At 48.9% G+C, this 13,311-nt stretch carries 13 protein-coding genes; 3 read left to right on the top strand and 10 right to left on the bottom strand.

The features are described 5' to 3' along the window. Position 1: 1 nt before the first annotated feature. From ABID13_RS04275 to ABID13_RS04230, 10 genes are all read right to left on the bottom strand, one after another. Positions 2–1,513, bottom strand: coding sequence for an aldehyde dehydrogenase family protein (locus tag ABID13_RS04275; RefSeq protein ID WP_048930248.1), 1,512 nt, complete (start codon positions 1,511–1,513; stop codon positions 2–4). Further along, the gene (locus ABID13_RS04270; protein ID WP_007859106.1) at positions 1,510–1,830 is read right to left on the bottom strand and encodes a BMC domain-containing protein; all 321 of its coding nucleotides are present in this window, start codon (positions 1,828–1,830) and stop codon (positions 1,510–1,512) included. Before ABID13_RS04270 ends, ABID13_RS04275 begins: the two co-directional genes overlap by 4 nt. Positions 1,831–1,869: 39 nt before the next feature. Beyond that, positions 1,870–2,166: a BMC domain-containing protein gene (locus ABID13_RS04265; RefSeq protein WP_007859107.1), complete on the bottom strand. Its 297-nt coding sequence runs from the start codon at positions 2,164–2,166 to the stop codon at positions 1,870–1,872. 14 nt (positions 2,167–2,180) lie between these two features. After that, positions 2,181–2,468, bottom strand: coding sequence for a hypothetical protein (locus ABID13_RS04260; RefSeq protein ID WP_007859108.1), 288 nt, complete (start codon positions 2,466–2,468; stop codon positions 2,181–2,183). Between the two features lie 4 nt (positions 2,469–2,472). Continuing rightward, entirely contained in the window at positions 2,473–3,492 is a 1,020-nt protein-coding gene (locus ABID13_RS04255) for a DMT family transporter (RefSeq protein ID WP_007859109.1), read from the bottom strand. Between the two features lie 49 nt (positions 3,493–3,541). Next, positions 3,542–3,829: an ethanolamine utilization microcompartment protein EutM gene (gene eutM, locus ABID13_RS04250; RefSeq protein ID WP_007859111.1), complete on the bottom strand. Its 288-nt coding sequence runs from the start codon at positions 3,827–3,829 to the stop codon at positions 3,542–3,544. A 463-nt stretch (positions 3,830–4,292) separates the two neighbouring features. Next, positions 4,293–5,135: a MerR family transcriptional regulator gene (locus ABID13_RS04245; RefSeq protein ID WP_048930249.1), complete on the bottom strand. Its 843-nt coding sequence runs from the start codon at positions 5,133–5,135 to the stop codon at positions 4,293–4,295. A gap of 215 nt (positions 5,136–5,350) precedes the next feature. Continuing rightward, positions 5,351–6,190, bottom strand: a complete 840-nt coding sequence (locus ABID13_RS04240) for a MerR family transcriptional regulator (RefSeq protein ID WP_117450713.1) — start codon at positions 6,188–6,190, stop codon at positions 5,351–5,353. Between the two features lie 37 nt (positions 6,191–6,227). Then, entirely contained in the window at positions 6,228–6,554 is a 327-nt protein-coding gene (locus tag ABID13_RS04235; protein ID WP_007859117.1) for a hypothetical protein, read from the bottom strand. A gap of 127 nt (positions 6,555–6,681) precedes the next feature. After that, a complete protein-coding gene (locus ABID13_RS04230; protein WP_007859119.1) occupies positions 6,682–7,416 on the bottom strand; it encodes a LytR/AlgR family response regulator transcription factor in 735 nt (244 codons plus the stop codon). Positions 7,417–7,631: 215 nt separating this feature from the next. On the opposite strand from ABID13_RS04230, the gene ABID13_RS04225 reads away from it, so the two are divergent. The 3 genes from ABID13_RS04225 (at position 7,632) to ABID13_RS04215 (ending at position 13,178) form a co-directional block, all read left to right on the top strand. Next, on the top strand, positions 7,632–8,351 hold the full coding sequence (locus ABID13_RS04225) for a LytR/AlgR family response regulator transcription factor (protein WP_195415234.1): 720 nt from the start codon (positions 7,632–7,634) through the stop codon (positions 8,349–8,351). After that, positions 8,348–11,260, top strand: coding sequence for an ICP22 family protein (locus ABID13_RS04220; RefSeq protein ID WP_156200104.1), 2,913 nt, complete (start codon positions 8,348–8,350; stop codon positions 11,258–11,260). Before ABID13_RS04225 ends, ABID13_RS04220 begins: the two co-directional genes overlap by 4 nt. Before the next feature lie 214 nt (positions 11,261–11,474). Then, positions 11,475–13,178, top strand: coding sequence for a sensor histidine kinase (locus ABID13_RS04215; RefSeq protein WP_048930329.1), 1,704 nt, complete (start codon positions 11,475–11,477; stop codon positions 13,176–13,178). The last annotated feature ends 133 nt before the right edge of the window (positions 13,179–13,311 follow it).

Here is a 13,311-nt window from a genome sequence, read left to right as displayed (position 1 = left end):
CTTATTTATATTCCAGCTGCTCCAATATGGTTTTCAGCAGTCCTGCTACATCCACAGCTTCCTTATTATCTTTTCCTGCTTCCTTACTATCTTTTTCCGGTTCCTCTATCTTTTCCCTTTCCATGCCTTCCCATTGATCCAATGGATCCAGGTCCCGGATCCCCCTCACGCCCCAGGCTGCACTTCTTATGTACACCAGGTTCATGGGAGATACGTTGTCGGAAGTGATTCCCAAACCGGCAGTGAGTCCTCCAAGAGTCATGGAAGGAAACAGGTTGGTGGTTGCACCCATGGCTCCAAAGGATGCCGGCGTGTTGATCAGGACCCTTCCCACAGGTTTTTTTAGCATGAACTGGCGGATCACATCCTCGTCCCTGGAATGAATGACCAGGGTATGGCCGCTGCTCTCATTGACCAGCAGCTCCATGCATTTTTCGCATGCGTGCATCCAGTCATTTTCTATGTAAAACACCAGCACCGGGCATAACAGCGCCCCGGCATATGGATTAAACTCAGTGATGTATTTCTGCTGGGATACCAAGACCCTGGTACCCTCAGGCACGGTGAATCCCGCCTTTTCGGCCAGCCATAGGGCAGGCTTGCCCATGTACTCCGGATCCCTGCCGCCATTTTCCCGGCACAGCAGGCCCATCAGCTGTTCTTCCTCTGTCCGGTTCATAAAGTATGCACCTAAGGTCAGCATTTCCCGTCTCGCATCCTCTGCAATCTGGTGGTCGGCCACCACATACTGTTCCGCTGCCGCCGATGTCCCGCAGTCAAAACTGCGGCTTTCAATAATATCCTTCACAGCCTGCCTCACATCGGCTGTCCGCTCAATAAACACAGGACTGGGACCGATCCCTCCGCAGATAAACGGCTTTTTGCTCTCCCGGGATGCATTTAGCAGCCCGGGAATCCCTGTATTGATCACAAGGGATGTAAACGGATGGCAGAGCAGCTGGGCTGTTCCTTCCTTTGTCACCGTATTCAGACAGGAAATAGTTCCCTCAGGAAGCCCTGCTTCCTTTGCAGCCTCAGCCAGTATTTCCACTGTTTTTTGCACTGTTTTTTCCGCCCTGGGATGGGGGGCGAACACCACCGCATTGCCGGATTTTACAGCGATCGCTGCCAGGAACAGCGTTGTGGATACCGGACTTGTGGCCGGAACCAGGGCGGCGACCACTCCAATGGGGACACCAATCTTTGCAGTCTTTCTGTCCGGATCCTCCTCCAGCAGCCCCACACAGCGCATACCGGCAAGTTTTTCCTGTATCCGGCTTAAGATAAGACGGTTTTTCCTGTATTTATCCCGTTGGTTTCCGTAACCTGTTTCCTCAGCGGACTTAAGGGCCAATTCGTTCAGACAGCCTTTTATCCCATCCAGAATGGCCGTCACCCCAAAATCCAGTTTTTCCTGGTCAAAAAGCGCCAGGGCCTTTCTTGCCTCCCCTGCGTGTTCCATCAGGATTCTGGCTTCCTGTACGGAAAGCAGGTCCTTGTCAACGAATTTCATGACGCACACCCTTTCCCGGGCAAAAGGCTTTCCAGTGAGTAGCGGGCGATGATCTTTTCCAGGTGCGGGTGGGGTCTTGGGATCACTACCGAGCTGTATACCTCTGCTCCCATGGCCTCCACAGCCTTAACCCCCGCCTCCACAGCTGTCTTGCAGGCGCCCACATCCCCCCGCACCAGGACGGATATGTATCCTGAGGCCACGTTCTCATAGCCGATCAATTCCACATCCGCCGCCTTGCACATGGCGTCCGCTGCTTCCAGGACAAATACCAGGCCAAATGTTTCGATCAGTCCAATGGCTTCATATCGTTCCATATATTCGATTCCTCTCTCCATGTTTTAAGCTCTCTTTTGTCAGGCGTCAATGTCATGGACGGATACAATATCCCCCACTTCACGGATGGGCCTTGGCATCACATTCTTGGCTGTCAGCTTTCCGATGGCGGCTGCTGCCGCTGCTCCTGCCTCCACCGAGGAACGGACCGCTGCCACATCCCCCTTCACCATAATGGTGACAAGGGTGGAGCCCACATTTTCATAGGAGATCAGTTCCACATCCGCTGCCTTTAACATCTTGTCAGCCGCCTCCAGAGCGGGCACCAGCCCCACTGTCTCCACCAGTCCCAGGGCTTCTTCACCATAATATCTCATATGTTTTCCTCCCGTCAGCTGCACTGACGGTATTTCTTCGGCACATATTTTTCAACCGTTGCTTTTCCGTCTTCGTTTATGATATAGCGCAGGGAAAGTTCCCCTGCCTCATCCAGCTTGTAGCTCTCCAAGTTTAAAAGGCCGTTGGCTTCCAGGGACATGACGTGATCCAGGTAACGTTCCTTTGTAAACTGCCGTTCCCCGCCGTACTGGGGTTTCAGGGCTTCCATGATTTCTTTTATGTCAGCGCTCTTAACACTGTACAAATAATTCAGCACTGCTGTTCTTGCCGGTAATAGCATTTTCCTACTCTCCCTTCTTAAGCAGATCCAGTGGATTCATAGTTACCAGGATGGCTCCGAACACGATGACAACGGATCCGATCACAATGGTGGATGTGAGCTGCTGGCCCAGGAACATGACGCAGAAGAGCACGCCCCAAAAGGCGTATGTTACATTTAAGGACATGCCAATGGCACAGCCCACAGTGGAATTGCTCTTGTACCAGCATACAAAGGATACGGCTGCGCTTAAACCGGAAAGCGCCAGCCAGATCAGCGGAAGTCCTGCTGCAAAGGTTCCTCCCAAAAGGGCCATTCCACCCACCAGCGGAACGATCACGACCAGGTCCACAATGCCGGAGATCAGTTCCCTTAAGTTAACCGCCACATCCGTATCGATCATAGCGCCGCCGTAGCTGGAAAGCATTCCCTCCAGTCCCCAGCTGATCGCAGCGATCAGTGCGCAGATGATGCCCAGTGTGAAGTTGGGGCTGCCCTCAGGCTTTACCCAGTTGATCACAATGGCGCCGGCCACGCAGATCATCATACCTGCAATGACACGCTTGGTAGGCTTTTGTTTTAAGAAGATCCACGCAAAGATCGCTCCAAACAAGCTGCATGTGGCGGAAATGGGGATGGCGTATGCCCCTGCCATGGCCAGGCCCACCAGGTAAGCCCCGTTGGCAATGGGTCCTCCCAGCAGGGATCCAAGCACGATCATCTTGCCGGGAAATGTATGTAAGCTTCGTCCAAGCTCACTGAGCCTGCCGCATCTTGCGTTGTAAAGGGTCAGCCAGATGCCTGCGAACAGGTCATTGAGTCCTGAACACACATAGGGAGCTGCCAGGACACCGGCCGCGCCCATAAGAGGCTCATAATATCCAGCCACCAGTACCAGGGTGGTGTAGATCCCGTAGGTCAGGCCGGATATCAGCCCTGTGGTTATTCCCGTCACTCGGAATTTTTTGTTCACCTGTTTCATTTTGTCATCAGCCGTCATAGGGGCTGCCGCCCCATAATTTACTGCTGCACTGTCTCCGTTCATATATGGAATCTCCTTTGGTCGCTATTCTGATGTTCTGTTCTGTGATGTTCTATTCTGAGGTCCTGGTTCCCGGAAGAATGGTTTCCACTTCCCCGTGGGGCCGTGGTATCACATGTACGCTTACCAGTTCTCCCACTCTTCCGGCCGCAGCTGCTCCCGCGTCTGTGGCAGCCTTCACAGCGCCAACATCTCCCCGCACCATCACAGTGACCAGGCCTCCGCCGATCATTTCTTTGCCAAGCAGTGTAACATTGGCGGCTTTTACCATGGCGTCCGCCGCCTCAATGGATCCCACCAATCCTTTTGTCTCAATCATTCCCAATGCATCATATTTCATGGTCTGTTGCTCCTTTTCTTGCGCCCGCTTTTGCGTGTCAAAATGCACAAAAGCCGGTTATCATATTTTGTTTTAATGATTTTGTGTTCGGCCTTCACAAATTAGAAAACATCCCAAATCAGCAATATTACCAACTTTTTAAATACGCGTCATGTTTTTCTATGCATTTAGTATAGACCCTGCCCTTTAGTGGAATGTCAACCGTTTTTTTGAGATTTTTTTAACTATTTGCTGCTTTTTAATTTTGCAAAGAATTGGGTATTCTCGGAAAGCATTGAAATATAAGGGTTTTATGGAAGATTATTCCATCAAAACCGGCAAAAAAAGAAGCAGGTGACCAGGCACCTGCACGTCAGAATCCGACCATTCTCGTCTCTTTATTTTCATTCGGAAGGGGAAATCTCTGTATTCTCCCCCCGTATGTCCTGCATAAATCTTTCCCCTAAGGGGAAGCTTTTTGTCCTCAGTCACAGGGACCGCTGACAATGGGTACGATCACCTCTGTCACAAACTCCTCCGGATTCCTGGTGGTCCAGTAATCCACCACATAGCGCTCATAAGATTCCGGGCCGCATTTGTATCCCCTGGCAGCTGTCCAGTCCCGTATCTTCCCATAGGAATCCTCAATCTGTTCCAATGCGCCTAAATGGTAAACCGTGGCCGCCATGTTCCCGCCGAACACAGTCTGGTTCGTTCCCTCCATACATGGACGGATGGGCCTTTGCATGATCCTGGCGGACGTGCTGGTCCCATTCATCTTGTCCGTCCAGGAAGGGAACCGAAGGATCACCTCACCTGCGATCTCGTTGTTCACGCTCTCCAGATAGTTCACCCAGTCAATATTGATAATAGATTCCATGTAGTGGTAGGAAAACGGCTGGTCCATGTAACAATAATTAGCCGTGCTTATGTATTTCACCCCTACCTCCTGCACCTTGCTCCTGGAAACCAGCTGAGCTTCCTGGATCAGCTCATACCAGTCCTTGACCGCCACATAACTGTTGTGGATCTCCTGTTCCTGGATCCTCAGCTCATCGATCTTACTGATAAAATTCTGTTTGACAAAATAGTATGTGTTCCCCTCCACCAGGTCCTGCATTTCCTCCAGCTTAAATCCCATCTGCTTGTAATACTTCACAATGGGAACGGTCAAAAGGGTCTCCCTGTTATAATACCTGTACCCGTTCTCCTTACATATTACGTCCGGCGCAATAATTCCGATCTGGTCATAAAAGCGAAGGGCCTTTTTTGAAATGTTGCATATTTTGCTGACTTCCCCGATTGAATAAAGTTTTTCTTTTTGCATCTTCCCCGATCAAACCCCCTGTCAGTTTTTTAACATAATACTAGTATAAACCTTCCTGTTAGGTGGAATGTCAATATCCATTCCCGGATACCTCCGATTCCGGAAAATAAGGCAAAAAAGAACGGCCAGGCCCAAAAAAGGGGCCTTTCCCTTCTCTTTTTACCTGGTCGTTCCTGTTTCCTTCCCTTGTTACATTCCTGTAAAGGGGAAGGTTTTTATCCGGATCTTGGGGTCACCGGCACGATCACTTCTGTCACAAATTCACTGGAACTGCGGGTAGTCCAATAATCGATCACGTAGCGCTCAAAGCATCCCTGGTCACAGGCATATCCTCTCATATCCGCCCATTTTAAGATCTTCTCATAGACTTGTCCCATATCCTCATAACCGCCCACATGATAAGCGCACGCCGCCATCCGGCCGCCCCACATGATCTGAGCCGGATCCTCCGGATCCGCCCATACCGCCTTCTGCATGATCCTTGCCCTGGTACAGGTTCCTGACATCTTATGGGCGGCGGAAGAAAAATTCAGGATGACCGGTCCTGTTATCTTCTGTCCCGCCGCTTCCAGATAATTGGTCCAGCTGATATTGATAATGGATTCCATATACTGGTAATTAAAATCCTGATCCATATAGCAATAGGATGCGGGATCTATAAAACGCACGGAAACGTCCTGGATTTTGTGACGGATGACCAGTTCCGCTTCCTTTATCAGCTCATACCAGTCTTTGACCGCCGCCAGGCTACCCTGGATCTCCCTTTCCATGTCCTTAAGTCCACTGATCTTGGAGTGGAAATTCTGCTGCAGGAACTGGTATGTATTTCCGCCCAGCATCTCCTGCATTTCCTCCAGCTTAAACCCCATCTGTTTATAATATTTCATCACGGGAACCAGAAGCAGGGTCTTCCTGCTGTAATAGCGGTAACCATTTTCCTCACTGATATGGTCAGGGGAAAGAAGGCCGATCTTATCATAGTAGCGCAAAGCCTTGGCGGAAATATTGCAAATCCCGGCCACCTCTCCTATGGTGTATAATTCCTTCTCCTTCAAGAAACCACCCATCCCTTCCCTGTGTTTAGAGTCCCTGTCACTTCATAAAAGGCCAGTATTTCTTGAGTAATATAAAGGTGATGAACGGAGGTATCCCATGCCTGACAACCGCTGCCAGCAGATTGACCTTTATCAGGACCGAGGACAGTATCAGAACGCCAAACAAAACTAGGATCAGATAAAATGTCAGACGTTTTCTTCCTATCATCAGCCAATAATAGAGGATCCCCGCCGCAATACAGGTCACCATGGAAAAATAATCCTTAAGCAGCGCACACCCAAGAATATTGATCGCAGCCACTGTGACCATTAAATAACACCAGAACTTGATTTCTTTTCCAAATTGAACATTTCCGTATTCCATAACAACCTCACTTGTATTTAATAGGGCTTACCTTCAGCGCACAAGGCATCTGAAGGGTGTGTACCCTTGCACACTGAGGGTATTATAGCACAATGGGGATGAATTAGCTATAGGAATGATCAGACCTTTACATATCATCCCATCCCCGCTCCAGCACATAAGCAAAATACTTCTCCCTGATCCGTTTCCGTTCCCGGACCTTGATGGGGATTCTGTCACCGTTTTCCATTGTGAAATCCGTATCCGCGCGGGTAATATAATCCATGTTTACAATATAACTTTGATTACACTTTAAAAACCTTGGCTGGGTCAGTTCTGCCTGGACCTCATCCAGCTTTTTGCGAATAGTATGCTCCACCCCCTTGGCGCATACAATCCTCAGATTCATCCTCCGGCTTTCAATATACATGATATCGTCATAGGAAATCCGTCTGCTGGAACTCCCATTTACCATCAGAAGGCTCTTTTTGTTCTTTGGATATCGGTATTCCATAAAACGGTTCAGGACATTTTCCACTTTATCCCGCACAATGGGCTTGAGCAGGTAACCATCTGCCCATACATCATAGCTTTCTATGGCGTAATCCGGACTGGAGGACATAAATATCACAGCAACATTCCTGTCATGTTTGCGCAGCCTGCGTATGATCTCCATTCCGCTTAACCTCTGCAGATAAATATCCATAAAAATAAGGTCATATCCCGGATACTGATCCTCGCTTTCATATTGTTCGATCAGGTCTTCCCCCTGCTCAAAATATGCAATCTGTAAAGGTTCTCCCCGTTTTTTCATCTTTTGTACCAATATTCCTCCGACCTGCTCTCTCTCTGATTTCTCATCATCACAAATTGCAATCAACATAAGTATTCCCCTCCTCCAATGAATGTCCTGGAATCAGCAAGTCTGAAATCCATATATTACCAAATATAACATGATCATAGATGAAGCCGGGCTTTTCCGTAAGCCCTCCGGGACAAACAGATGCAAAACGAGACAATTGGTCATTGAAAATCTTGCATCTCCCCATGTTCTGTGCTTAAATAAATATACTATGACAATTTGTAAGGGGGATTTTTGTGAAAATAGCAATTTGTGACGATGATGAGTCTATACGAGTCCAGCTTCGTCAGTTTATCCAGCAATATGCCATTGATAACGCTCTTGATTACACAATTCTGGAATTTAGTCAGTCCACGCTGCTTTTAGACACTGCACGTCAGGACCCTGATATCCGAATCATGTTTTTAGATATCTACATGTCACCTCTTTCCGGCATGGATCTGGCTGAAACAATCCGTGCAGAAGGAAATGGCTGTGCCATTATTTTCGTCACCATCAGCAGGGACCATTATTCCAGAAGCTATGAGGTGGATGCGGAACATTATCTGGTAAAACCAGTTACATATGAACAGGTTGAAAAAGCGCTCAAACGGTGCGAACGGCTGCTGATATCTGCTGCCAGATGCGCCTTTTTCTTTTCCAACGGACATGAAATAAAAGTGCCTTTGAGAAACATACGGTTTGTTGAAGTATTCCGAAACCAGACCATTATTCACGCGTCCGCTGACATTGTTCTGCGCTGTCCGCTGGCGAATGTTATGGGGCAGCTTTCAGACTCCCGTTTTCTGAGGACACACCGCAGTTTTATTTTAAATATGGATTTTATCGCCTCAAAGGATGGAAATGACATCCTGTTAATAACCGGTGAGAAAATCCCGTTAAGCCGCACCCGGGAAAAAATTTTCGATAAAGAATATGGACAGTACCTGACTGCATCCATGGCAGGTGATGAATGATGAAAAAACAAATGATCATGCTGCGCTCCGCCATTGCCCTTTCCATCATTGCTCTGGCAACAGGCAGTACATCCCTCTACTCCCTGGCCGCTGCCCAGCCCGTTCCGCCACCTTATGCCTATCAGTGCTCCGGTGAGAATGGGGATTCCAGCAACAAAGGCTCTGTCTCATCCGGGGAAATTGGATCTTATGCAGCAAAAGATGATGCAAAAGATCACAGGGGCCGTATGGAGGATTCGTCTGAAAAGGCTGAAAGTGATGGGGATGGTTCCTCTGATGGCGGTGAAGAGGATTCCTCTAACCAGTCCAATGGCAATGAAGATGATTCCTCCGACCTGCCTGACGGCAATGAAGATAATTCCTCTGACCTGCCCGATGGCGGTGAAGATGATTCCTATAACCCGCCTGACGGCAATGAAGATGATTCCTCTGGCCTGCCCGATGGCGGTGAAGATGATTCCTATACCCCGCCTGACGGCAATGAAGATGATTCCTCTGGCCTGCCCGATGGCGATAAAGATGATTCCTCTGGCCTGCCCGATGGCGGTGAAGATGATTCCTATAACCCGCCTGACGGCAATGAAGATAATTCCTCCAGCCAGCCTGACACTGACAGCGATAAAGACGATTCCTCTGACAAACCCGGCCATAACCAAGAGGGCTCCTCTGACCCAACCGATGGCACAAGGGAAGATCCTGACAACACAACAGGTGAAAAAGAGAACCCGGAGGACAAGCTGGAGGATCAGGATACCGCACCAGATGCCGTGTCCGCAGGCGAGAGTTGTATTTCCAGGGAACAATACCGCAGCGAACCGAGGAAAAAACAGGAGGAAGAATACGTTTTTTGCGGCTATCATTTCGATCATCATGATTGGCCTTTAGAATGGGCAGCAGGTGTTGAATTTGATGCTTCTGCGGAACTTCCAGCTGTTGTGGAATTATATGTGGATGGCCCTGACGGCCATATAGACGAACCCGAATATCTGGATGTGGAATGGGATCTAAGTGAGGTTGATTTCACCAGGGAAGGAGAATATCCCGTTACAGGTATCCTGGATACGGATGCCTGTTCATATCCTCTGGATTGGGGCGATATCCCTTCTCCTTCCCTTATAATTGCCGTGGTCCGCAGCGGAACCATGTCATTCCAGCCCGAGGTAAATGGAAGTACGCTTCTGCTCCAATATAGAATGAATGAAACTCCCTTTCGTTTGCCTCTAATGTTCATGGAACTATATGAAAGCCTGGACAATGGTGCAAGCTGGCATAATATCACTCAAAGTTCCAGGGTACGGATCAGTGATAACCAACTTTCCATTACCGGCATTTACTCAGACTCCCTGTTTCAGGCCATTGATTTAAAACTCTCCGATTATGATTCCCATAATTCGGATATTGTGGAGGTGACCGCTGACGGCAGCATACAGTCGGTTTCCATCATTTCCTCCGGCGGTGAACAAGGCGGAGATGAATGGAATCCAGATTGCGGCAGTGTCTGGGATCCCACCCCAGCCGTGGACGGCCCCTATCCGATCATTGAGTACAAAACAGGGGCTCCCCGTCCCTTTTTTCTGGACCTGAAAATAGAAAAGGGAATCAGTGACTGGATCAACCGGGACCTATATGATCCGATCAGCGTCTTTTATGGAGACTCCCCCCATGGATTTTGGAAAGAAAAGATTCTGCTCCCTGTGGAATGGGATTGGGAAACAGTGAATGCCATTGATTGGGATCAAGTGGGTGATACCGTGGTCCATGGGCATTTTTCAAACGAGACAATAGATGCCAACAGACATCTTCTGGATTTCGACCATATGCCTGAGCTTTCTTTTACAATATCCGTCTATTCTCCTGAGGCCGCATTTTTCTTATATGCTGACGAGGAAAAACTATTTGAAGACCAGACAGCCCGCTTTCAGTTTTACAACTGTCAGGACCAGGTTATTTCCCTGGGTGATCCCTCTATGCTGACGGTCTGGTGCTCTTTAGACGGCAGGGATACATGGTATGATATCACAGATGCGCCAAATGTAATTCTGACCGGCAATTCCCTTTCGGTATCCCATTTAAGCCGGAAACATCTGGATGGCCTGGGATACACGTTTCAGATCGAACAGTCAGCTGATCCGGACCGTGAATCATTTTCCTCTACCCTAAGTGTATACCACAATATCTATGGTATTTCGTTCGGGACGGATATTGGCGGTAACCGGGGCGGCGGTAACCGGCAGGAGCAGCCCCCGGAAGGACTGTTTGACACAGAGGGATCAGAAGATGAGTCCAATGAGGAACCGCCGGTGGAGATTCCTCCGGATCCTGATATTCCCCCTTCCCCTGATCCTTCGCCTGATCCGCCGCTTCCTCCTAATCATGACGGGCAGGAATCCCCTGATTCCGGGGATGGGCATCAGGATGGTGATGGGAATCAAGGTGGTAATGGGAGCCATGGCGGCGATGGAACAAAAAACAGTGTTATCAGCAATGGGGCAACGTCTAAAAAGGATACTCTCATAACAGCAATTCCACCGGAAACTTCCCCATATAATAGCCTGGATATCCCTGATTCCGCCCTCTTATCCCCACCTTCCATCGGACCGGTCAAGGCTGTCGATGCGCCCGTGGACGCTGGTGCAGCATTGGAGAAGGACAGGGGTACACCGGGAACAGAGATTCCCGATCAAGTCCCACACAATGCGGAACAGGACCCGGCGGACACAAACACAACGGCGGATGTCCAAAACAAAGAACACAAAGCTCCGACTGCACCAACCGGGACAGAACCGCCTGACATTTCGGAGAAACCACCTGCCAAGTCGGTCTGGAATGCCACTGCACGAAAGCTTGCCGGCGCTGTTGCTGTGCTTTTCGGCGGAATTGCCGGTTTTTGGATGACAAGGAGGCGATGATATCAGAACACCCTATGATTGGAAGCGCATTGTATTGCTTTTTTGTGCTGTATTATGCGCTGCCTCCCTCTTTTTTCTACAGTATCAATATGATAATAAATATAGCGCCTCTGCTGTTTACGGAAAGCAAGGGGGCCTGGACTTAAGTACTTCCATGGATGCGCACCCGCTGAATATTCTGACGTATGGCTGGGAATTTTATCCGCAAAAGCGTTTGGACCCAGGTACATTTGACGGACATCATCCCCAATATCTATTCTTAGGCCAATACGGCGGTTTTGAAGGCAAAGGCAGTACCGGCTCCCCCCACGGATCCGCTACCTACCGCCTGAATATCCTGCTTCCGTCCAAACCGGATGAATACGCTTTGGAACTTCCTGAGATCTATTCCGCCTCCCGTGTCTGGATCAATGGCAGTCTGGTCAGCCGTTTAGGCGATATTTCCGGTTCCGGCCAGCCCGCTATCCGCACAGGGATGGTCACGTTTCAGGCAACCAGCCAGGCAGAGATCGTAGTGCAGGCAGCCGATCATATCCACTACTACAGCGGTATGATCTATCCGCCCGCATTCGGAACCATGGAAACCGTATCAGATTTGATCTCCTTCCGCCTTATGCGCACCTGCATTATGGTGATATCCTCATTCACCATAGGGATCATGTATCTTATGATCGGCATAAGGACCGGAGAAGAACGGCGACAGATGATCCTGTTTGCTTTAACCAGCCTTCTGTTTGCCCTCTATGCCACCTATCCCCTGCTCCATTTGTTCGGTGCAGGATACTGGTCCTACCGTTTGGAAGATACCAGTTTTTTTCTCTTCCTTTTAGCAGTCACTACCCTTCATTGTAGTTTATGCAGGATCAGCGGCAGCCCTCAGCGGATTGTTCTCAGCCTTGGCGGTTTTATTGTACTGCTCACCCTGGTCATCCCCTCTTTTCTGATTAATGACAGCTTAAATGCAATGATGGCCTATTCTGTTTTTCTGGACAGCTGCAAGCTGCTCCTTTTCAGCTGGCTCATTGTAACCGCATGTTTCAATAAACAGCGCGATGAACGGATCAACGGACTGCTGCTCGCAGGGCTTTGTATCATTGCGGTGTCTCTTCTGTTCCAGACAGCCCTGCCTGTATTTGAACCAATACGATTTGGATGGCAGACTGAAAATGCCGGCTTTGCATTCATACTTATCCTGGGAGGCGGCCTTTGGTTTGATACGGTCAAAGCTTACGCTGACCGTGCTGCTCTGACTGAAAATGTACGTCTGATGAAAAAGCAATTTTCCCTTCAGGAAGAGAATTACCGGCTCATTACCGGAAATTTTGCGGAAATACGCCGGATACGCCACGATCTGCGCCATCACCTCAATACAATAAAGGAACTGGCTGGACAGCATCAATACGAGGAACTTGAACATTACATCATGGGCTGGGAAGACAGTTCAGAACAGGCCACCCGTCCCGCCCTATGTGAAAATCAGGCTGCCAATGCCATTTTGAATTATTACCAGCAGGCTGCAGATGAAAAAAACATTTCCCTGCGTTTAAAAGTAGCACTGCCATCTGAACTAAAACTGGAAGGGTGGAATCTGGGAATCCTTTTGGGCAACCTTTTGGAAAATGCCATTGAAGCCTCTGAAAAACTGCCGGAAGAAATGCGCCTGGTAAAGGTTTATTCCAGAGTTGCAAACGGCAACCTCCTTCTGACTGTCAAGAACCATTGGTCCGGTGAATTTTTGGCTTCCGGAGAACAGGTATATTCCACCAAGCACCAGGGCGTTGGAATCGGTCTGTCCAGTGTCCGCAGCCTTGTAAAGAAAAAGGGCGGCCAATTTTTCATCAGTCCCAATGAACCGGATTTTACAGTTTCCGTGGTATTATGGAATGTTGCGGACCAGAACAGGTTTATAAGGGAATGAAGTTATAGAATCATATAATAAGAGCGCTTTTTCATATAATAGGGAGTTCCAGAGGATTTTACTGCGTTGAAAAAGAGAGCCGGACCGGCTCTCTTTTATATCCGTGTTATCATATTCTCTTTGTAGACACCTG

The organism is Enterocloster citroniae, from assembly GCF_040545455.1.
Taxonomy (GTDB): Bacteria; Bacillota; Clostridia; order Lachnospirales; family Lachnospiraceae; genus Enterocloster; species Enterocloster citroniae.
Note: the sequence above shows the minus strand (reverse complement) of the source record. Positions and strands in the feature narration are given on the sequence as shown.